Here is a 19,680-nt window from a genome sequence, read left to right on the forward strand (position 1 = left end):
ATGCCGAATGAATTCTTTACCAGTTGAGCGATTCCGGTTCATTTTACTCAATCACTAAACACTTATCATTAAATATTCTTTTATGGCTCAACATAATTATTACGTTGAAAATGAATTAGGACGATTGCGAAAATTAGTAATCCATAGCCCAGATGGCGGAATTGGCAAGATCATCCCCGGAACTTTTGCGGATAACCTGTATGATGATATCGTCCATCTTAATAGTATGCAAAAGGAATACAATCACTATGTAAAGCTGTTGTTGTATTTCCTAGATAGAGAAAAAGTAAACTATATCAACAAGTATCAGCAAACCGCTGATGCCGATAAAAGATCCTGGTGTTATATCCCGGGCAAAGAAGAATATTTCAATAGCGATAAAGTTCTCGACACACAGCAATTGCTGGCCGAGATCATTAAAGATGAAAAAGTAAAACTGCGGTTGATCTCTGCGATTTGTTCTTACGAAGAATCGAGTTATGCCATACAGCAGGTCTTAGAAAATATCAATGATGCAGCGCTGCTTGCAAAAATTTTCATCACCGGTATTTTACCTGCCGAAGCAATGGGCACGCAGGAAGATCAATACATCTTCCCACCTATTCCCAACTTCATTTTTACCCGTGACATTGGCATTATGGTGAAAGACCACATTCTTCTGAGTCGTATGGCGACAGTGGCAAGAAGAAGAGAATCTTTGCTTACCAAATTTTTATCGCTCTACCATTTCTTTAAAACTGAACCGCAAAAAGTAATGGAGATCATTGAAGAAAGCGATTTCTTTTTATATGAAGAAGAAGAACGCAAACACCGCATTATCACCATTGAAGGCGGCGATGTTATGATGATTCACCCAAAACATTTTGTAATCGGCTGCAGTATTCGGACCAGCAGCAGCGCCGTAAATGAAATTGTACATTCCTTGTTCAGCAAAGCTGAACTCGGCATCGAAAAAATTTCGGTTGTAAAAATTCCAAAGAACCGTGCTCAAATGCATATCGATACCATCTTCACGCAAGTAAAACGAAATGTGTGGGTTTTGTATGGCCGTTTCAGCGAACGTATTTTGAGGGCGGAACATATCAGCAGGCATAGTTATGTCAATAAACTTTCGCACAATCCCCGTCAACTTGAGATGGAGCAGGTAGAGATTCTGCAGTTTCGCAAACCTGCGAAAGAACCTTATGTGCGCACAAGAGATTATAGTATGCCACAAAGTGTAACTGGTATCGAGTCTTTATTGCGGCAGATCAGTATTGAAGATTTTGGCGTAGAGCCAAATGATATACGAATCATTTACAGTGGTAATAATATTTTTCCGCACGATGAACGTGAACAATGGACCGATAGTTGTAACGTGGTGGCTTTAAAAGAAGGCGTGGTGATCGGCTATGATCGTAACGATAAAACGGCTGAAGGTTTTAAAGAAGCCGGCTTTAATGTACTCACCACCGCTGAAGCATTTGAGCAATTTGAAAATGGTGTTGATCCCGAAATGATTGAAAATACATTGATCTTATTGCCGAGTGCTGAACTGTCTAGAGCAAGAGGTGGCAGCCATTGTATGAGTATGCCGTTATTGAGAGATCAGTTGTAAATAAGTTCTGAGTTCTAAGTTGAGAGTTTAAAGATGCTTAGTCAACGACAATCCTGAGCGAAGTCGAAGGGTAAATTTCCCAATCAACTAATTTTCAAATTGAAAGAATGCAAACAACCTCGCATATATTAATGATAAAACCAGTTGCCTTTGATTTTAATGCAGAAACGGCAGTGAACAATGCGTTTCAGCAAGAAGGCAGCAACGATAATGCACAAGAAAAAGCCGAAGCTGAGTTTGATGGTTTTGTACAAAAATTAATTGCAGCAGGTATTGATGTTACAGTTGTTCATGATACAGCTGAGCCACATACACCAGATAGCATCTTCCCTAACAACTGGATCAGTTTTCATGGCGATGGAAGTATTGTACTTTATCCGATGTATGCAGTGAACAGAAGAGCCGAACGCAAACAACATGTATTGGATACAATTACTGCAAAATTTGAAGTGAAGAATAAAATAGATTTGACTTCGAAAGAAAGCGAAGATCATTTTTTGGAAGGGACAGGTAGCATGGTGTTAGACAGGGATAATAAAATTGCATACACCTGCCTTTCGCCCCGTACCGATAAAACTGTATTAGAAGAATGGTGCAGCCAGATGGATTATACTCCCTGCAGTTTTTACAGTATGGATGAAAAAGGTAGTGAGATCTACCACACCAATGTTATGATGTGTGTGGCCGATGAGTATGTAGTGATTTGTTTAGACAGTATTCGTGACACAGAAGAACGGGACAAAGTGTTTGATACAATCTCCGACAGCGGAAAAGCAATCATTGAAATTTCTTATGAACAAATGAATCGCTTTGCGGGCAATATGTTGCAGGTACAAAATAAAGAGGGCCAACGTTATTTGGTGATGAGCAGCCAGGCATACAATGCTTTAACTCACAGGCAAATTGAGGAACTGAAAAGTTATAATCCCATCATTCACTCCGATCTTACAACTATTGAAACAAATGGCGGTGGCAGTGCAAGATGTATGATGGCGGAGGTGTTTTTACCATTGAAGTAAATTGCAATTCCCTCTTGTTAGACGAGGGCGTAATACAATCAATAATAAACCACCATCGGCTTTCCGTTCAATGGATTTTGCATAACATGGCTCTTAACTGAAAACACCTGCTGCACCAGCTCTGCTGTTACAACAGTTCCCGGTTTACCCGCAGCAATCAATTCACCTTCTTTCAAAAAAATCAACTGATCGGCATATTGCAATGCAAGATTAAGATCGTGCATAACTGCTACAACTGTAGCAGGCTGTTTGGCAAAAGCCACCGCATCATTTAAAAACTCGTGTTGGTAACGGATGTCGAGATTGTTGAGCGGTTCATCAAGGAATAAATAACACTGTTCCGTTTGTGCTGTTTCTTTTAACTGCACCAATGCTCTTGCAAACTGCACCCGTTGTTTTTCACCACCACTCAGTGTAAGATAATTTCGGTTACGAAAGCTGTCAAGTTGTAACTGCTCCATCACCTTATTACATATCTGCTTATCCTGCGATGATGGATTAAATTCAAAATGCGGATAACGGCCCATCATCACAACTTCTTCTACCGGCATGGGAAAACTAAGCTCGGGTTGCTGACTCATGACTGCACGTATTTTCGCCAGCTGCTGTTGTTTTATTTGTTGAATGTCGATACCGTTGTACCGAACACTTCCTTCATAGTCTTTAACAGTGCCACTGAAAATTTTCAACAGGCTTGATTTACCAGATCCGTTCGGGCCAAGGATCATCGTTACTTCGCTCGGTTGAAAAACAGCACTTACATTTTTCAATATCTGTTTATCAGCAATGGAAAAACTGATCTGCTCCAACTTAAGCATCGGCACCTCCTTTTTGTTGCAGCAGGTTAAATCGTTTAAGAAGAATAATAAAAACCGGTGCTCCTACAAATGAAGTGATGATACCAATAGGTATTTCAGCTGGCGCAAGTAATAATCTTGCAAGCAGATCGGCCAGGCAAAGCAAGATCGCTCCAAGCAACATCGATGACTTCAGCAGTTTTTTATTATCACTTCCAATCAGTAAACGAAGAATATGCGGCACAATCAAACCCATAAAACTAATGACACCAACAAAAGCAGTTACCAATGCCACCATTGCTGTATTCATCAACATGATGCGTCGTTTTAATTTATCTGCATCAACACCTAAGTATCCTGCCTCTTCTTCGCCCAGCAACAACGCATTCAACTCTTTGGCATACCGCAACACCATAAAGAAAATAAACAACGACACCGTTGCAACAATCAACACCTGCATCCATGAAGCACCTGAGAACGTTCCTAAATTCCAGAACGTAATACTTCTTGCCTGCGGATCTCTTGCGATATAACTCATAAAACCTGTTCCGCTTAAACCAATTGCGTTCACAGCAATACCAACCAACAACAATGAAATGATCGATACATGTTTGGTATGTTTTGATAACCTGTACACAATGTAGGTTGCAAGCAATGCACCTATAAAAGCAAACAGCGGAACCAGCAAAGGACCAATGGCTGCTTTAAGAGCCGGACTAATGTTTACACCCAACACAAAAACAAACGATGCTCCAAAAGCAGCACCTGCACTTGTACCAACAAGCCCCGGCTCCACAATTGGATTACGAAATAACCCCTGCATCAATACCCCGCTTACTGCAAGTACAGCACCGGTAATGGCACATAGCAATACACGGGGCAAACGCAATTGCATAAACACCGATTCATAAATTCCTTCAGGATCTTTTCCACTGAACAAATGCTGCAATGCCGATAACATTTCGGAAGGAAGAATATTTACTGCGCCGAATGCTATGCAGGCAATCAGTGTAAACAATAAAAGCACCGACAAAAGCGGAAGCACATAGCGGCTATTTCTGAACATTGGTTTTACTGTGCAGCAATTGCATTAGATGAATAATATTATCGCCTGTACGTGGACCAAAATAAATGAGATCATGTTCTTCAAAACGAACAATACGTTTATTCTTTCCTGCATTGGTAAGTGCAACACCCGGCACATCGCTGATGAATTTTTCCATGCTGCCCATTTTATCAAAGCCGTAATCCGTAGCAATGATGATATCGGGATTGGCAGTTGCAACAGCTTCAGCACTGATCTGTCGTGCACCTTTTGCATCGTAACTTGTTACTTTTCCACCTGCCGCTATAATCATTTTATCTGCTACTCCTTTTCGTCCACTCATAACAAAATAAATATTATTTGCACGGCCAAAATGGATCACCATTACATTCGGCGTGTCTTTATTTTGCATTGCAATCAATGAATCGTTTGCACGTTGCAGAGAAGCATCCATTGCTTTAATAAGCGAATCGGCTTTTGCTTCCGCTCCAAAATAAACGCCCAGTTCTTTCAGTAATAGTTTTGCACTGTCGGCCGTGTTAGCTCCGCCAAATGCTTTTACATTTAATCCTGCTTTTGTTATTTGCGGCAGCACATTCTCCGGACCAATATCATTACTGTGAATCACAAGATCAGGTGCCATTGCAATAATTGCCTCCGGACTTAATGCACGGTGATAGCCAACCGTCTTCAACAACTTCGCACTGTCGGGATAAGTGCTGCTGAGATCAACCGCAACGATCTGGCTACCCTTGCCCAAAGCAAATAACATTTCAGTTAAGTGCTTCGATAAGCAAACAATCCGTTGCTCTTTTTTGTCGCCCGTTTCTTTGTTACCAAAACGGCCGCAGGAAAAAAATAACACCGCTGCCGCAATCAATAAAACTATTCTCTTCATATCAATAAGCTTGTGTTGAAAAAAAATGTTGCGGACAACGAAGCTGCCCGCAACAAACATTAAAAATTATATTTTAGATTGATACCACCAAAGAAATTGGTTGTTTTTGGAGCAGGGATATATGCATCAGGCAATTGGTTCACAAACACCATCAGGTAATACTTGCTGTTGGTGAGGTTTGTTGCACCGGCATAAGCTTCCACTTCATAATGGTTACCAAGATTTTGCTGAATACCGATCTTTCCATTCAACAAATTATAAGCAGGAGCATAATAATCGTTGAGTGACGTGATGGGCATTTTATCTCTGTAGTTGTAAGTAACATTTGCATACAAACCATATTTCATCGTTACATCCACGCCAATGTTTGCAGTGATCTTTGGAACGCCGCCTACCGCTTTTCCACTATAGTCTTCGGTTTGTGTTACCGATTTCTGGATCTTGAAATTATCGCCATATTTAAAATCGGAATAAGCAACGTTTGCAAACGGGCGAACCTCTGCAATAAAACCAGTGTTTGATTGAACAACTGTATATTTTACTAACGCTTCCACTCCTTTATGCAACTGTTCTCCACCGTTTACAATGTACGAATACAAAGTAGTATTGGGGGAAGCAGGTGATTGTACAGCAACGGCCGTCATTTTGTTTCTAAATGTTGCATAGAAAAAGGCTAACTCATAAGTAAGTCGTTTGTTCAACGTTATTCCTTTTGCACCCAATTCATATTGCGAACCGATTTCTGGTTTCAATGTTTCATTTACACGACCCGTAGCAGGCGTTGCAGGTGTGGTAACTGCTGGCGTAGTAATATAGAAATATGAACTTACAGGAGATTTGTATCCTTTGCTGTAAGTTGCATACAGCGAAAATTCTTTACTGAATACTTTGTTCAGCGATACCTGTGGTGATACCATTCCTGTATATGACTTTGCATAATGTGCAGGTCTGGTTGCAATAGCCGCATTAAAACGATCATCAAGCGATATATGCATATCGCTTACGCCAATACCGGCAGTAACAGAAAAATCCTTTGGCAAACCCAATGTCCATTGTGTAAATAAAGAACTTGTTTTACTGATAACTGCAGTATTGGATGTGTTGGCATTGGTAATCCAATACGGGCTAACACCATAGGTAAATGTTCCGGGATTGGGATCGTTAGGATCAGCTTTCATGTTGTAGCCGATAGTTTGTCCATCCTGCCGTTGCAATTCAACACCTGTAACACCGTTCAATGATATGCCGTGTTCAAATGAAAAACCTGTTGTAAAAACAGAACGCAACCCATAGTTGATGCTGTTCTTATCCGTCCAACCACCGGCGCTGCTGGCATTGCTTGTAAATCCTGTTCCAAATACTGCAGTGCTATTACTAATGTGACTGTTGAATTTGTACGTGTGCGATAAACCCGAACGGAACGTAATAACGTTGCTGTGTGCATTGCGTTTAATGTATTCAGGATTGCCTGAGTAATCATTGTTTTGCCACTGGGTTAAGGTTAACTCACCCAAACGTTCATCGTAACTGTTACTGTAACCAACATACGTGCTGAGACTTTGTTTTTCATTCAACTGAAAATCGCCAATGGCATTTACAAAATCCTTTTTTGATTTATTGTGAATAGAAAATCCATCTGATTTCTGATGACCGTAATTCACCAGCAAAAAAGAACGCTCTTTTCCAACAGCAAGCTGTGTTGTGTAACGTTGTAACCCATAGTTACCTATCATTACTTCCTGGCTTACTGATGTTCTTCCTGCAGGAGCAAGTTTGGTACGCAGATTCACCGCACCTGCAATGGCCAAGCCATACAATGTACCCGATGGACCTTTCACAATTTCAACATTGGCTACACTGCCAAAATCAATATCATCAAACGTGGTGATTCCTTCTGCATCGGTTACAGGAATACCGTTAAGATAAACTTTGTAGCCTTGTCCGTCGAAATTGCTGCTGATACCACGTGTACCTCTTGATCCATTTCCATAACCACGGATATTCAGTTGCTGACCACCCGATACACTTCTGCGGTTCATCATAACACCCGGAACATTTGTTTGAATGGCATCATCTAAAAACAACCCGGTTCCTCTTTTCAATTCAACCGGTGATAATTTGGCAATGGATGCAGGTTGATAAAGAATTGATTTATTGCCTGCAGAGGTAGCGGTAATCTCTACTTCCTCCAATGACAGCCCGGCAGGTTTTAATTCAATTGTTAACCCGGCATCACAGTTACGAATGATCTGTGTGTACGTTTCATATCCAACAAAAGATATAGTAACTCTCGAAGTTTTGCTACAGTTCACCTGGAATTGTCCGTCTTTATCAGTACTGGTGGCGCCACCCACAAAAGTTACCGTAGCTCCAGTCAGTGGTTTGCCGGTAACAATATCTGTTACTTTCCCTTGTAATGAAGTTTGTGCAAAAACAGATATGGATAAACTAATAGAAAACAGAAATAAAGAAATTTGTTTCATCATTATAGAATTTAGTTGGAGCAACAGAATACACAGGATACCCTTTCATTCAGAATAGAATAAATGAACTCCTGCATTCTTCTGTGCAGATTTAATAGCGCAATACATCCGATGCTTCAAAAAAATGCAACAGGTACTGAGCAACAGTTACGGCAAAGCAACATGTAGCCTGTAACCGTAAAACAAATAGGAAATTTTGTACGTAATACGTACAGCAATAAAAGAAACAATTAAGCTTTAGGTGGAGGATCGTTGATCTCCCTGCAGATTGAAACGAGGTGCTGTTCGAGCGAACCAAAAGAAGGCAGGTCGATAACTAAACCGGCAACATCATCAGGTAATTTCGAAAGTACAAATACAGGCAATTGAAATTTAATGACCTGCTTGCCTTGCTTATTGCCATTTCGCCCGTGATGGCTACCTCTTACAGCATCAGTAAAATTTTTGAGTAATTTTTTTTCTTTCTTATCGTTAATGCAGTAGTAATAAATTTTTCCGTTGATCTCTTTTGTGCTTACAATATCATACATCTCATCGTGCAGATAAAACTCTTTGTCTTCTTCTTTCCACTGAAAACTAGTTCCCGCTGTTGACGGATCGATCAATTCCAATTCTGAAAGAGGTATGCCTGCAAATATTTCTTTCTTCATTTCACGCCTCAGCTGTTTCTGCTGAAAAGAATACATGAAGTAATAACCTACCTGGGTAAAAAATACGGGAATAAGAAAAAATATAGCGATCAGTTTTCTCACGCAGCTTCTTTAAAAAAACTAAGTTAGTCGTTTTTGCTTACCTTAAACCCAGATCACACGTTTGCGCATCTTTTTAATGATAAACGGCAACCTGTTTGTTATTTGTTTGAAAGCAATTGCGTGATCTTTTTTTCGCAATCCTGCTGTTCATTTTTTAACTGAAGAATACAAAGGTTGTATTGCAGGTTCACTGTTGGTTCAGTGTGTAAGTATAACAATTCTCCCTGCAATTTTGTTTCCCGTTCGGTTGCATCATGCCATTGGCCAATCATTTCCTGCAAACAATCATACTGTTTATATAATTGCAAAGGCAATAGCTTTAGTCTCTCCTCCTTCTTCAGCCAATGCAAAGCGTATAACAATTGTTTTATTTGTTTACGACGATTATGCCATTGCTCCTTAGTTTCACTCGCTGCAAACAGGTTAACCTCCTCTTTTAGTAAAGAAACATAGGTGATTACATGCAGCCGGTGATTGGTCATGATTTTCTCCAGCTTATCTCCCGCTTGCACCAATATTTTTTTAAAATCATTTTTGCGGCTCACAAATAAAAACTCTTCTTCCGTTACCTCTCGGTGTAACCCGGCTGCTTCAATTAGAGCATCACATCCATTTGTTTGCAGCCATTTAATTTGCAATTGTAATTCACGAAGAGAACCTGCCGCTTGAAAAATAAGCTGAAGTTTTTTCCGTACCGGTTTTGTCTTTTTAGGAAAGAGGGTATATAAATAGTGGAGGATTGATTTTAGCTTTTTAAGACTTATTCTTAATTGATGAAGCACTTCTTCATCCATGCCAGAAACATATAGTTCCAGCAAAGAGGTGGCCTTATGCACCTCCTTATTGGCATATACAACTATGCGCTTCATAATTTATTACGTAACACTGCTGCAAAGTTCCGTTAAATACCAAACACCCGTCTTAAACCATCTTCTAATTTTACGGGGACATAACCTAGTTCCTTTACAGCCTTCGTAATAATAAAGCCTGTTTTGGGTGGACGTTTGGCCGGTTCAGCAAAAGAAGCCGCCGTTACTCTCTCAATTAAAGCCTCATCGAGCTGCAAGAGATTGGCAATAGTAACTGCCATTTGATAGGGAGTACAGGTTTCCTTCCCTGAAATATGATAAATACCCTTTGCATGTTTCATGAGCACCAGGATAATTCCCTTTGCAAGATCCTCTACATAAGTTGGTGTGCGAACCTGGTCATCCACCACTTTTATTCGCTCCCCCGCAGTTAACTTATCCTTTACCCACTGTATAAAATTTGGCCGGCCCCCAGGAATTTTTCCGCCATACACCAAAACTGTTCTTACAATAGCCCAATGCAAACCACTCATCGCCACCATCTTTTCTGCCAGTAATTTACTTTCACCATAATTATTTACAGGATTTGGTGTGGCACTCTCATCATATGGTCCTTCTTTCCCGTCAAAAACAAAATCGGTGCTTACATATATAAAATAGGAACGGGTTTTCTTTGCTGCATTCAACAATGTTCTGGTGGCAGCCACATTTATTTTCCAGCAGTCAGTTTTGTTGGCGTGGCAATCGTTGGGTTGGGTTAGAGCAGCAGCATGAATTAAAATATGTGGTGAAACTTTTTCAACCAACGCTTGTGTTTTTTTGTGATCAGTGATATCGAGCTGGTGATAGGTAACTCCATTTTTTTCACCATACGATAAACGGCTGGGGCCTTTCCCTGTGGCATGAATCACAAACTTTCCTTCGTCAACCAACTGACGAATAAGATGCTGACCTAAAAGCCCGTTGGCACCTGTTACAAACACTTTCATGTAGTGTGGATTTGCTGTTTCATTACCCGGTTGATGTGCAAACTATTTGCTGACTGAATATATGAAATGAGCCCTAAAAATTATCGGGTAATTTTCACCAATTGCGATGAGAATTTCTCAGGGCGAATGACATATGACTCACAAACAATGAAAAATAAACATAGGAAATGCTTTTAAAGAATAGTGATTTTCAAAAATTCCTGTTTCCACAAAAAACACGCAAAACCTTACTGTCTTTGAGTTTCTGTATTAATGAATTGTATTGCAAACGTTTGAAAATGGCAGCGAACAAGCGTTATCATCGCATTTCCTTAATTTTGGCTCTTCAAAAATCGGAACTATCTGTATTCCGGTATAACCAATGATCAGCGCCCCTACTCTACTAATTGATTTATAATGAGCAAAAAAGTTACAAAGATTGGTGTTTTAACCTCAGGCGGTGATGCGCCGGGTATGAACGCTGCTATTCGTGCAGTGGTACGTACCGGTCTCTATCATAATATGGAAGTGTTTGGTATCATGCGGGGATACCAGGGTATGATCGACGATGACATTGTTCCCATGCACAGCCGCAGTGTGGCAAATATTATTCAACGGGGCGGCACTATCCTTAAGACAGCAAGAAGTAAAGATTTTTTTGAACCCGAAGGACGAAAAAAAGCCTACGACAACTTAAAGAAACACGGCATTGATGGCCTCGTGGTTATTGGGGGCGATGGAAGTTTCCGTGGCGCTCAAAAATTTTCTAATGAGTTTGATATTCCTTGCATTGGTTTACCAGGCACCATTGATAAAGATATTGCAGGCAGCGATTTCACTATTGGTTTTGATACGGCTGTAAACACAGCCATTGAGGCAATTGATAAAATTCGTGACACGGCCGATGCACATGACCGTCTTTTCATTATTGAAGTGATGGGGCGTGATGCAGGTTATATTGCATTACACAGTGGTATTGCTACTGGCGCTGAACATATTCTCATCCCCGAAACAAAAACCGATCTTGAACTGGTAGTCGATTCGCTTGAAGAAAAAGAGCGTCGTAAAAAACTGGTGAATATGATCGTAGTAGCTGAAGGTGATGAAACAGGTGGTGGTAACGAAGTAGCCGCTATCATTAAAAAACGTCTTCCTCATCTTGATACAAGAGTTTGTATTCTCGGCCATATTCAACGTGGCGGTTCTCCTACTTGTCTCGATCGTTTAATTGCCAGCCGATTGGGGTATGCAGCGGTTGATTCTTTAATAGAAGGAAAACACAATACCATGATCGGTATTATGAACAATAAACTTCATTTCACACCGCTTGATAAAGCTGTAAAAGCAAAACAACGGATCAGTGATGAATGGATGAAGATTGTGAAGATTCTTGCGAGTTAAGAAGCTGCGAGAACATGCTTACTCATGACACACTTGATCGATTAACTTAACCACCCAAAAAGTTTATTATGTCTAAGAACGTTGGAAAATATTTACACCAGGAGATGGATAAAGAAGCAGGTAAAAGACACACGAGCCATCGTACAAAAATCGTTGCAACAGTTGGGCCCGCCTGCGATACGTACGACAAACTACTTGATCTTGTAAGATCAGGTGTAAACGTTTTTCGTTTGAACTTTTCGCATGGTGCGCATGAAGATAAAGCACAGATTATTGAACACATTCGTACCATCAATAAAACAGAACCGTACAATATTGCTATACTTGGCGATCTCCAGGGTCCTAAGCTTCGTGTTGGGGAAATGGAAAACGGCGCTATTGAAGTTGCAGAAGGCGACATCTTAACATTCACCAACGAGAAATTAGTTGGTAATAAAGATCGTATTTACGTATCGTATCCCAACCTTCACAAAGATGTAAAGGCAGGTAATATTATTCTTATTGATGATGGCAAACTCGAAGTAAAAGTTGTTGGCATTACCCGTGATAATGATGTGCAGGTGCAGGTTACGTTAGGAGGAAAATTGTCTTCTAAAAAAGGAATCAACTTACCCGATACAAAAATTTCGCTGCCGGCATTAACAGATAAAGATCTTGCGGATCTAGAATTTATCATTGACCAGGAATTGGATTGGGTAGCACTTTCGTTTGTACGTAATGTAAAAGATATTATCATCCTTCGTAACAAACTGGATGAACGCAAGAGCAAAAGCAAGATCATCGCAAAAATTGAAAAGCCTGAAGCAGTTGCCAACATTCGTGATATCATTATCGAAAGCGACGGCATCATGATTGCACGAGGTGATCTTGGTGTTGAACTTCCGGTTGAACAAGTGCCTTTGATCCAAAAAGATATCATCCGTAAGTGTATTCACCGTGCAAAACCGGTGATCGTTGCCACACAGATGATGGAAAGTATGATCGATCGTGTAAAACCAAATCGTAGTGAGATCACCGACGTTGCCAACGCTGTAATGGAAGGTGCTGATGCGGTGATGCTGAGTGGCGAAACAGCCACAGGTAATCATCCTTCATTGGTAGTTGAAACAATGGTAAAGATCATTGAAGAGGTTGAAGGAAGTTCTTACTATCGTTACGATCGTGAAGAAGACTTGAAACCGCAGCCACACTCTCCTTCTTTCTTAAGCGACGCAATTTGTTATAATGCATGTGAAATTGCAAAAGATGTAAATGCAAGGGCACTGATCGGTATGACACAAAGTGGATATACTGGTTTTATGCTGAGCAGCTTCCGTCCGAAAGCACCATTGTTCATCTTTACAAAAGAACGCACATTGGTAAACCAGTTGAGTCTTAGCTGGGGTGTTCGTGCATTTTATTACTCAGAAGAGATCAGCGTTGATGATATCATTAACGACCAGATCAATATTTTAAAAGAAAGAGGATTTGTAAACCCGGGTGATATTGTAGTAAACACAGGTAGTACGCCGGTGCATCTTCACCTGCCAACAAATCTTATTAAACTTACAGTAGTTGATTAATAAAATCAATTTAGCTGATAAACAGAACGCTCCTTTCTTAAGGAGCGTTTTTGTTTAGTTCGTATTTTCATGTTGCATGCAAAACATAAAGTTTACGCCACTTAATGAATCATCAATCCTCCTTTCCTTTGGTGACAGGATAAATGAAGAAGTGCATACACTTGTAATGCAGGCTAAAGCGGTTATCGAAAGCAAATCTTTTCCCGGATTTATTGAAACAGTACCAGCTTATACAACGCTTGCTGTTTATTACAATCCTGTTGAAGTGGAAAAAACAAATGAAACTATTTCAGCAACAGTAATTCAGATATTGCAGGCCACACTTGAAAAAAATACAACCACTCAATTTTCTCACAAAGGATCATTTGTCGAAATACCCGTTTGTTACCACCCTGCATTTGTAGCTGATCTTAATACAACTGCAGATAGCCTGAAGTTATCAGTTGAAGAATTGATCAGTATTCATTCAGGCAAAACATACAAAGTGTTCATGATCGGGTTTACCCCCGGCTTTCCGTATATGGGCATTGTGGATGAACGCATTTTTACACAACGCAAAACGCAGCCAAGGCTAAAAATAGAACCTGGCTCCGTTGCTATTGCAGGAAATCAAACAGGTATCTATCCATTTGCCACACCCGGCGGCTGGAATATCATCGGCCGAACACCACTGCATCTATTTGATCGCAATTGTTCCAATCCATTTTTATTAAAAGCCGGTGACGAAGTAAAATTCAAGCCAATAACAAAAGATGAGTTTGAAACATACAATACGACACGCAACTTCGTCGAACGAAATTCAAAAACACTTCTTTCTCTTTCAACTAAAAAATCTGACGAGAATAAACAAATTATTCAAATTGAACAATGCGGTTTCTTAACAACGCTGCAGGACACAGGACGTTCAAATCATCTGCAGTTTGGCATAAGTAAGGTTGGTGCAATGGATGGGTATGCAATACAATTAGCCAATACGCTTGTCGGCAATGAAACAACCGCAACTGTATTGGAGATGACGCAATCGCCACATCGTTTTCGTTTTATTAAAGACACACTCGTTGCTTTTACTGGCGGCGGTTTACAGCCGCAATTAAAGGAATATCCATTACCGATCAACCAACCATTATTTATTCCTGCTGGAGCAATAGTTGAATGCAAGCAACAACTTCCGGGTTTTATTTTGTACCTGGCCGTTGCTGGTGGTTTTGATGCGGATGAATTTCTTGATAGCCGCTCAACTGACCTGTTGATAAAAGCCGGAGGTTATGAAGGCAGATCATTAAGGAAAGAAGACAGCTTGATGCAGCACAATACCTTAACTACTTTACAGCAACAACTGTTCAAAATTTTAAAAGCGGGAGCTACAGTTGAAATAAACATTGAGCATTCTTCATTTACAAGTAACACTATTCGTGTTTTACGTGGCATTGAATGGAGTTACCTCGATGATACATCCACACAAATTTTCTCAAAAGCTTCTTTCAGTATTGGATCTCAATGCAGCCGCATGGGTTACAGGTTAAATGAAAAAATATTAAAGACCAATAAGAATTGTGAAATTATTTCTTCACCTGTAACACAAGGAACTGTTCAGTTAACGCCATCGGGAGAAATGATCATATTGATGGCCGATGCGCAGACAGTTGGCGGCTATCCACGTATTGCGCAGGTTTGCGCTGCTGATCTTTCGTTGCTGGCGCAAAAAAAACCGGGTGATTCAATTCAATTTCAAATTGTAAGTTTACAGGAAGCAGAGAATATTTACATGCAACAAGTGGATAAGTTGAATCGAATAGCAGGCATGTTGCAATCAAAACTATAAATGGTCTAACGGTCTGCGATCGTACCGACCAAAGAATAGCATGAAATCAATCGATCTTAATTGCGATTTAGGTGAAGGTCTTTTAACCGATGAGCAGATCATTCCGCTCATTAGTAGCGCCAATATTGCGTGTGGTTATCATGCAGGTGATGAGGATACGATGAAGCGAACAATTGAATTATGCCTGGAGCATAACGTAAATATCGGTGCACATCCTTCATGGCCCGATAAAGAAAACTTCGGACGAACTGAAATGCATAAGACAACGACAGAGATCATTGACTTGGTTATTGCACAATTACAATTGATCGATAAAACTGCAAAGCAACTGGGTGCAAAGTTTACACATGTAAAACCACATGGTGCATTGTACAATCAGTCGGCGAAAGACCTTGTTATTGCAGAATCAATTGCCAATTCGGTGCATGTAGTCAATCCACAACTTATTTTGTTTGGATTAAGTGGCAGCTTATCCATTGAAGCGGCTAAACAAAAAGGTTTACAAACAGCTAATGAAGTGTTTGCTGATCGTACGTATACTGATGAAGGAAGTTTAACACCAAGATCGCAACAGAATGCAATGATCGAATCAATCGATGTAGCAGTTGAACAGGCATTACGCATGATACAGCAACAAAAAGTGGTCACTACATCCGGCAAAATAATTCCTGTTGTTGCAGATACTATTTGTTTGCATGGCGATGGTAAACATGCAGTAGAATTTTGCAAAGCAATTGTTGAACATTTAAAACAAAACCAGGTTGACATCAAACCCATCAACTAAAAGAATTGCAAACAGTGCCGGCATCGGCGCTGCTTTTTTAATGGCCACTTCTGCCATTGGCCCGGGCTTTCTTACCCAAACAACTGTTTTTACACAACAGTTAATGGCAAGCATGGGTTTTGTCATTATTATTTCTGTTATAATCGACATTATAGCTCAACTCAACATCTGGCAAATACTGGTAGCGAATAACAAGCGTGGCAGTGAATTAGCAAATGAAGTAGTTCCCAACAGTGGTCATGCTTTAACTATACTCATCTGTTTGGGAGGATTAGCATTTAACATTGGAAACATTTCTGGCGCTGGTTTGGGATTAAATATCTTATTCCCCGTAAAAGTTGAAACTGGCAGCATTATCAGCGCAGTAATTGCTATTGTTATTTTCTTATCGAAAGACATTGCAAAGTCGATGGACTTGTTTGTAAAGATCCTTGGCATTCTCATGCTGGTTCTTATGTTATACGTTGTGTTTTATGCAGAACCACCGTTTGAAAAAGTTGTACATCGTACATTCATCCCATCAACTATCAACTTCACTTCTATTGTTACGTTGGTGGGCGGTACGGTTGGTGGCTACATAACATTTGCAGGTGCACATCGCCTGCTCGAAGAAAGATCAGCGGAGCTTACCATGAAACAGGTAAAGCAAAGTGCAGTAAGCGGAATTGTTTTAACAGCCTGTATGCGCATCTTATTATTTCTTGCAGTGTATGGCGTGTTAAATCAAGGCTTTCAACTGAATGCTGATAATCCTGCTGCATCTGTTTTCCAGGCGGCAGCAGGCACATTAGGTTACAAACTGTTTGGTATTGTGTTGTGGAGTGCGGCAATTACATCCGTTGTTGGCTCTGCATTTACTTCAGTAAGCTTTTTAAAAACATTACATCCTTTTTTTGATAAGCAACAGCGATTGGTGATCATCAGCTTTATCTTATTGTCAACAGCTGTTTTTTTATTATGGGGCAAGCCGGTTTTCATCCTGGTGATCGTAGGCACACTCAATGGTTTTATTCTTCCTTTTTCATTAGGCTTAATGTTATGGGTGATGACGAGAAAACAATTACAAGGCTATAAACATCCGCAATGGTTATTATGGAGCGGATGGCTGGTTGTGGTTGTCATGTTGTGGATGAGTATTGTCACCTGCATCAACGAAATACCAAAGTTGTTTTAGTGATGAACGCCGCAACACATAACATGTACTATGTTGCCGTACTTTGTTCCGCTGCAATAGATGAAAAAATTCGGAAGCACAAGTTATGGATGCGTGACCGCTTTGGTTGCACAGTTGCATTAAAATCTTCTGCACACATCACATTAATTCCACCTTTCTGGCTGGATAATGAAAAAGAGCAATTGCTGATAAAAACATTGCATACAATTCAAAAATCTACTCAGCCTTTCACTATTCAACTAAAACACTTTTCACACTTCGGAAATAAAGTCATTTTTGCATCCGTTGAAGAAAATCCTTCGCTTGGTAGTTTACGAAAAGCAACTGAAGATCATTTTATCATTCCTTTTCGTGGCATCATTCAACCCGATGACCGTCCTTTTCACCCCCATGTAACCATCGCCAACAGGGATATAAAGCCCGGCGATTTTATGAAAGCCTGGGCACATTTTGAAAAACTTAACTTTCAAGAAGCATTTATTGCTTCAAAAATTTCACTACTCAAATTAAGGCCGGGAAAATGGAATGTGATTGCTGATCAATCATTCGCAGAATGAGTTATTTCCCTGTGCAACCGATTGTACCGAATATATAACCGGTGGACCGATCTCAACCAAAATCGATAACTTTCAAGCCTAAATCGTAAGCATGAGAAAACTGGCATTAACAACATTATCACTCATCATTTTTTTCTCAGTGGGTGCCCAGACACTCCATCCGCAGGACTCTGCATGGATACGTGATAACTACAATAAAAAAGAGATCATGATTCCCATGAGGGATGGAATTAAACTGTTCACCGCTGTTTACACACCCAAAAATAACAGCGAGGCTCACCCTATACTAATGAATCGAACCCCTTACTCTTGCGCACCATATGGCGAAAATAATTTCAAGGCTTTCTGGGATAACCAGTGGCGTTACTATATGCGTCGCAATTATATCATCGTTATACAGGATGTGCGGGGCCGTTGGATGAGTGAAGGTGAATTTGTTGATGTACGTCCTTTCAACCCAACTAAAAAAGGAACTGAATTTGATGAAGCAAGTGATACCTATGATGCAATCGATTGGTTGACAAAAAACATTCCCAACAACAATAAAAAGGTGGGCATCTTTGGCATTTCTTATCCGGGATTCTATTCAACTATTGCAGCGTTAAGTAATCATCCATCGCTGGTGGCTGTTAGTCCGCAGGCACCTGTTACCGATTGGTTCATGGGCGATGATTTTCATCACAACGGTGCGTTCTTTCAAATGGATGGATTTGCATTTTATTCATCCTTTGGAAAACCAAGACCAAAGCCAACAACAGTGGGTTCAGCAGGCTTTACATTCCCAACAAGAGATGCTTATAAATTTTATTTAGAAGCAGGATCAACAAAAAATCTTGCAACACTTATCGGCGACAGTATTGCTTTCTGGCATGAAATGTATAAACATCCCAACTATGATGAATGGTGGAAAGCCCGCAACATCCGCAACTTCGTGAACAATGTACCAACACACACAGCAACATTAGTTGTTGGTGGTTTGTTTGATGCAGAAGATTGTTTTGGTGCATGGCGTACCTATGAAGCCATTGAAAAGAAAGCTAAGAATAACAATCGTATTGTGATGGGGCCATGGTATCATGGGCAATGGAGCCGGGCCGATGGAAGCAGTTTGGGGAATGTAAATTTCGGTAGCAACACATCTACCTATTATCAAAATGAAATTGAATTGCCTTTCTTCATGCATCATCTTGAAGGCAAAGCAAATATTGATCAACTGGCTGAAGCAACTATATTTTTTACAGGTGAAAATCAATGGCGCAAGTTTACACAATGGCCGGCAGCAAATGTAAAAATGACTCCATTGTATTTGCAGCCAAATGGCGGCTTAACGTGGAACAAATCAACAACATCATCTGCTTATACGGAATACGTAAGTGATCCGGCAAAACCTGTTCCATATACAGAAGATGTACATTTCAGCAGAACCATTGCTTACATGACGGATGACCAGCGCTTTGCTAATCGTCGTACTGATGTACTTTCTTTTCAAACTGAAATATTAGCGGATGATATAACACTTGCCGGAACGGTGATTGCGGATCTGCTCACAAGCATTTCAACTACTGATGCTGATTTTGTAGTGAAGTTGATCGATGTATTTCCCAGCGATTTTACTTATCCAGGTGCAACTACAGCAGCAGGTCGGTTAGGTGGCGGTAGTTATCCAATGGGCGATTACCAAATGCTGGTGCGTGGCGAAGTAATGCGTGGACGTTTCCGTAACAGCTTTGAAACTCCTGTTGCGTTTACACCTAATAAAGTAGAGAACGTAAAATTTGAATTGCCTGACGTTGCACACACATTCAAAAAAGGTCATCGTATTATGATACAGATACAGAGCAGCTGGTTTCCGTTGGTTGATCGCAACCCTCAACAGTTTGTAAACATTTACGACGCAAATCCAAAAGACTATATCAAGAGTAACATTAAAATATGGCACGATACTAAAAACGGATCGAACATTGTGTTGCCGGTATTAAAATAATTATTCCCTCAACAACCTTTATTTAAAA

Annotated in this window: 16 protein-coding genes; 9 read left to right on the top strand and 7 right to left on the bottom strand. The window is 40.2% G+C overall.

Annotation, left to right across the window (positions count from 1 at the left end):
* The first annotated feature begins 82 nt into the window (after positions 1 to 82).
* Positions 83 to 1,597, top strand: coding sequence for an arginine deiminase family protein (locus ACO1QW_RS02590; protein WP_486255411.1), 1,515 nt, complete (start codon positions 83 to 85; stop codon positions 1,595 to 1,597).
* Positions 1,598 to 1,704: 107 nt separating this feature from the next.
* Positions 1,705 to 2,616 (top strand): citrulline utilization hydrolase CtlX, encoded by a 912-nt coding sequence (gene ctlX / locus ACO1QW_RS02595; RefSeq protein ID WP_486255413.1) that lies wholly within the window; start codon positions 1,705 to 1,707, stop codon positions 2,614 to 2,616.
* Positions 2,617 to 2,654: 38 nt separating this feature from the next.
* Here the strand turns inward: ctlX and ACO1QW_RS02600 are convergent, their stop codons facing one another.
* The 7 genes from ACO1QW_RS02600 to ACO1QW_RS02630 all read right to left on the bottom strand — a co-directional run bounded on the left by ACO1QW_RS02600 (position 2,655) and on the right by ACO1QW_RS02630 (position 10,389).
* Positions 2,655 to 3,434, bottom strand: a complete 780-nt coding sequence (locus tag ACO1QW_RS02600; protein WP_486255415.1) for a heme ABC transporter ATP-binding protein — start codon at positions 3,432 to 3,434, stop codon at positions 2,655 to 2,657.
* Entirely contained in the window at positions 3,427 to 4,479 is a 1,053-nt protein-coding gene (locus tag ACO1QW_RS02605; protein WP_486255417.1) for a FecCD family ABC transporter permease, read from the bottom strand. Before ACO1QW_RS02605 ends, ACO1QW_RS02600 begins: the two co-directional genes overlap by 8 nt.
* Entirely contained in the window at positions 4,466 to 5,356 is an 891-nt protein-coding gene (locus ACO1QW_RS02610) for a heme/hemin ABC transporter substrate-binding protein (RefSeq protein WP_486255419.1), read from the bottom strand. Before ACO1QW_RS02610 ends, ACO1QW_RS02605 begins: the two co-directional genes overlap by 14 nt.
* 59 nt (positions 5,357 to 5,415) lie before the next feature.
* Positions 5,416 to 7,839 carry a TonB-dependent receptor gene (locus ACO1QW_RS02615; protein WP_486255421.1) on the bottom strand — a complete coding sequence of 808 codons (2,424 nt, stop codon included), beginning with the start codon at positions 7,837 to 7,839 and terminating at the stop codon, positions 5,416 to 5,418.
* Between the two features lie 230 nt (positions 7,840 to 8,069).
* Positions 8,070 to 8,591 (bottom strand): hypothetical protein, encoded by a 522-nt coding sequence (locus ACO1QW_RS02620; RefSeq protein WP_486255423.1) that lies wholly within the window; start codon positions 8,589 to 8,591, stop codon positions 8,070 to 8,072.
* Between the two features lie 98 nt (positions 8,592 to 8,689).
* Positions 8,690 to 9,460: a CHAD domain-containing protein gene (locus ACO1QW_RS02625; RefSeq protein WP_486255425.1), complete on the bottom strand. Its 771-nt coding sequence runs from the start codon at positions 9,458 to 9,460 to the stop codon at positions 8,690 to 8,692.
* Positions 9,461 to 9,492: 32 nt separating this feature from the next.
* Positions 9,493 to 10,389 (bottom strand): SDR family oxidoreductase, encoded by an 897-nt coding sequence (locus ACO1QW_RS02630; RefSeq protein WP_486255426.1) that lies wholly within the window; start codon positions 10,387 to 10,389, stop codon positions 9,493 to 9,495.
* Between the two features lie 396 nt (positions 10,390 to 10,785).
* Between ACO1QW_RS02630 and pfkA the strand changes: the two genes are divergently transcribed.
* The 7 genes from pfkA to ACO1QW_RS02665 all read left to right on the top strand — a co-directional run bounded on the left by pfkA (position 10,786) and on the right by ACO1QW_RS02665 (position 19,652).
* Positions 10,786 to 11,769, top strand: coding sequence for a 6-phosphofructokinase (gene pfkA / locus ACO1QW_RS02635; RefSeq protein WP_486255428.1), 984 nt, complete (start codon positions 10,786 to 10,788; stop codon positions 11,767 to 11,769).
* Positions 11,770 to 11,837: 68 nt separating this feature from the next.
* Positions 11,838 to 13,331: a pyruvate kinase gene (gene pyk / locus ACO1QW_RS02640; RefSeq protein ID WP_486255430.1), complete on the top strand. Its 1,494-nt coding sequence runs from the start codon at positions 11,838 to 11,840 to the stop codon at positions 13,329 to 13,331.
* Between the two features lie 76 nt (positions 13,332 to 13,407).
* Positions 13,408 to 15,153, top strand: coding sequence for a 5-oxoprolinase subunit PxpB (pxpB, locus tag ACO1QW_RS02645; RefSeq protein ID WP_486255432.1), 1,746 nt, complete (start codon positions 13,408 to 13,410; stop codon positions 15,151 to 15,153).
* Between the two features lie 40 nt (positions 15,154 to 15,193).
* Positions 15,194 to 15,937 (top strand): 5-oxoprolinase subunit PxpA, encoded by a 744-nt coding sequence (locus ACO1QW_RS02650; protein WP_486255434.1) that lies wholly within the window; start codon positions 15,194 to 15,196, stop codon positions 15,935 to 15,937.
* Complete coding sequence (locus tag ACO1QW_RS02655; protein WP_486255435.1) at positions 15,915 to 17,111, top strand: NRAMP family divalent metal transporter; 1,197 nt, start codon at positions 15,915 to 15,917, stop codon at positions 17,109 to 17,111. Before ACO1QW_RS02650 ends, ACO1QW_RS02655 begins: the two co-directional genes overlap by 23 nt.
* Before the next feature lie 23 nt (positions 17,112 to 17,134).
* Positions 17,135 to 17,668, top strand: coding sequence for a 2'-5' RNA ligase family protein (locus ACO1QW_RS02660; RefSeq protein ID WP_486255437.1), 534 nt, complete (start codon positions 17,135 to 17,137; stop codon positions 17,666 to 17,668).
* A 91-nt stretch (positions 17,669 to 17,759) separates the two neighbouring features.
* A complete protein-coding gene (locus ACO1QW_RS02665) occupies positions 17,760 to 19,652 on the top strand; it encodes a CocE/NonD family hydrolase (protein ID WP_486255438.1) in 1,893 nt (630 codons plus the stop codon).
* Positions 19,653 to 19,680 lie beyond the last annotated feature (28 nt).

The sequence above is a fragment of the Lacibacter sp. genome (genome assembly GCF_057361365.1).

Bases quoted from the DNA above. Each gene is read 5' to 3' on its own strand.
- ctlX (WP_486255413.1), top strand. From the start codon at position 1,705: ATGCAAACAACCTCGCATATATTAATGATAAAACCAGTTGCCTTTGAT.
- pfkA (WP_486255428.1), top strand. From the start codon at position 10,786: ATGAGCAAAAAAGTTACAAAGATTGGTGTTTTAACCTCAGGCGGTGAT.
- pxpB (WP_486255432.1), top strand. From the start codon at position 13,408: ATGCAAAACATAAAGTTTACGCCACTTAATGAATCATCAATCCTCCTT.
- ACO1QW_RS02615 (WP_486255421.1), bottom strand. From the start codon at position 7,839: ATGAAACAAATTTCTTTATTTCTGTTTTCTATTAGTTTATCCATATCT.
- ACO1QW_RS02590 (WP_486255411.1), top strand. From the start codon at position 83: ATGGCTCAACATAATTATTACGTTGAAAATGAATTAGGACGATTGCGA.
- ACO1QW_RS02610 (WP_486255419.1), bottom strand. From the start codon at position 5,356: ATGAAGAGAATAGTTTTATTGATTGCGGCAGCGGTGTTATTTTTTTCC.
- ACO1QW_RS02665 (WP_486255438.1), top strand. From the start codon at position 17,760: ATGAGAAAACTGGCATTAACAACATTATCACTCATCATTTTTTTCTCA.
- ACO1QW_RS02630 (WP_486255426.1), bottom strand. From the start codon at position 10,389: ATGAAAGTGTTTGTAACAGGTGCCAACGGGCTTTTAGGTCAGCATCTT.
- ACO1QW_RS02625 (WP_486255425.1), bottom strand. From the start codon at position 9,460: ATGAAGCGCATAGTTGTATATGCCAATAAGGAGGTGCATAAGGCCACC.
- ACO1QW_RS02650 (WP_486255434.1), top strand. From the start codon at position 15,194: ATGAAATCAATCGATCTTAATTGCGATTTAGGTGAAGGTCTTTTAACC.
- ACO1QW_RS02660 (WP_486255437.1), top strand. From the start codon at position 17,135: ATGTACTATGTTGCCGTACTTTGTTCCGCTGCAATAGATGAAAAAATT.
- pyk (WP_486255430.1), top strand. From the start codon at position 11,838: ATGTCTAAGAACGTTGGAAAATATTTACACCAGGAGATGGATAAAGAA.
- ACO1QW_RS02600 (WP_486255415.1), bottom strand. From the start codon at position 3,434: ATGCTTAAGTTGGAGCAGATCAGTTTTTCCATTGCTGATAAACAGATA.
- ACO1QW_RS02605 (WP_486255417.1), bottom strand. From the start codon at position 4,479: ATGTTCAGAAATAGCCGCTATGTGCTTCCGCTTTTGTCGGTGCTTTTA.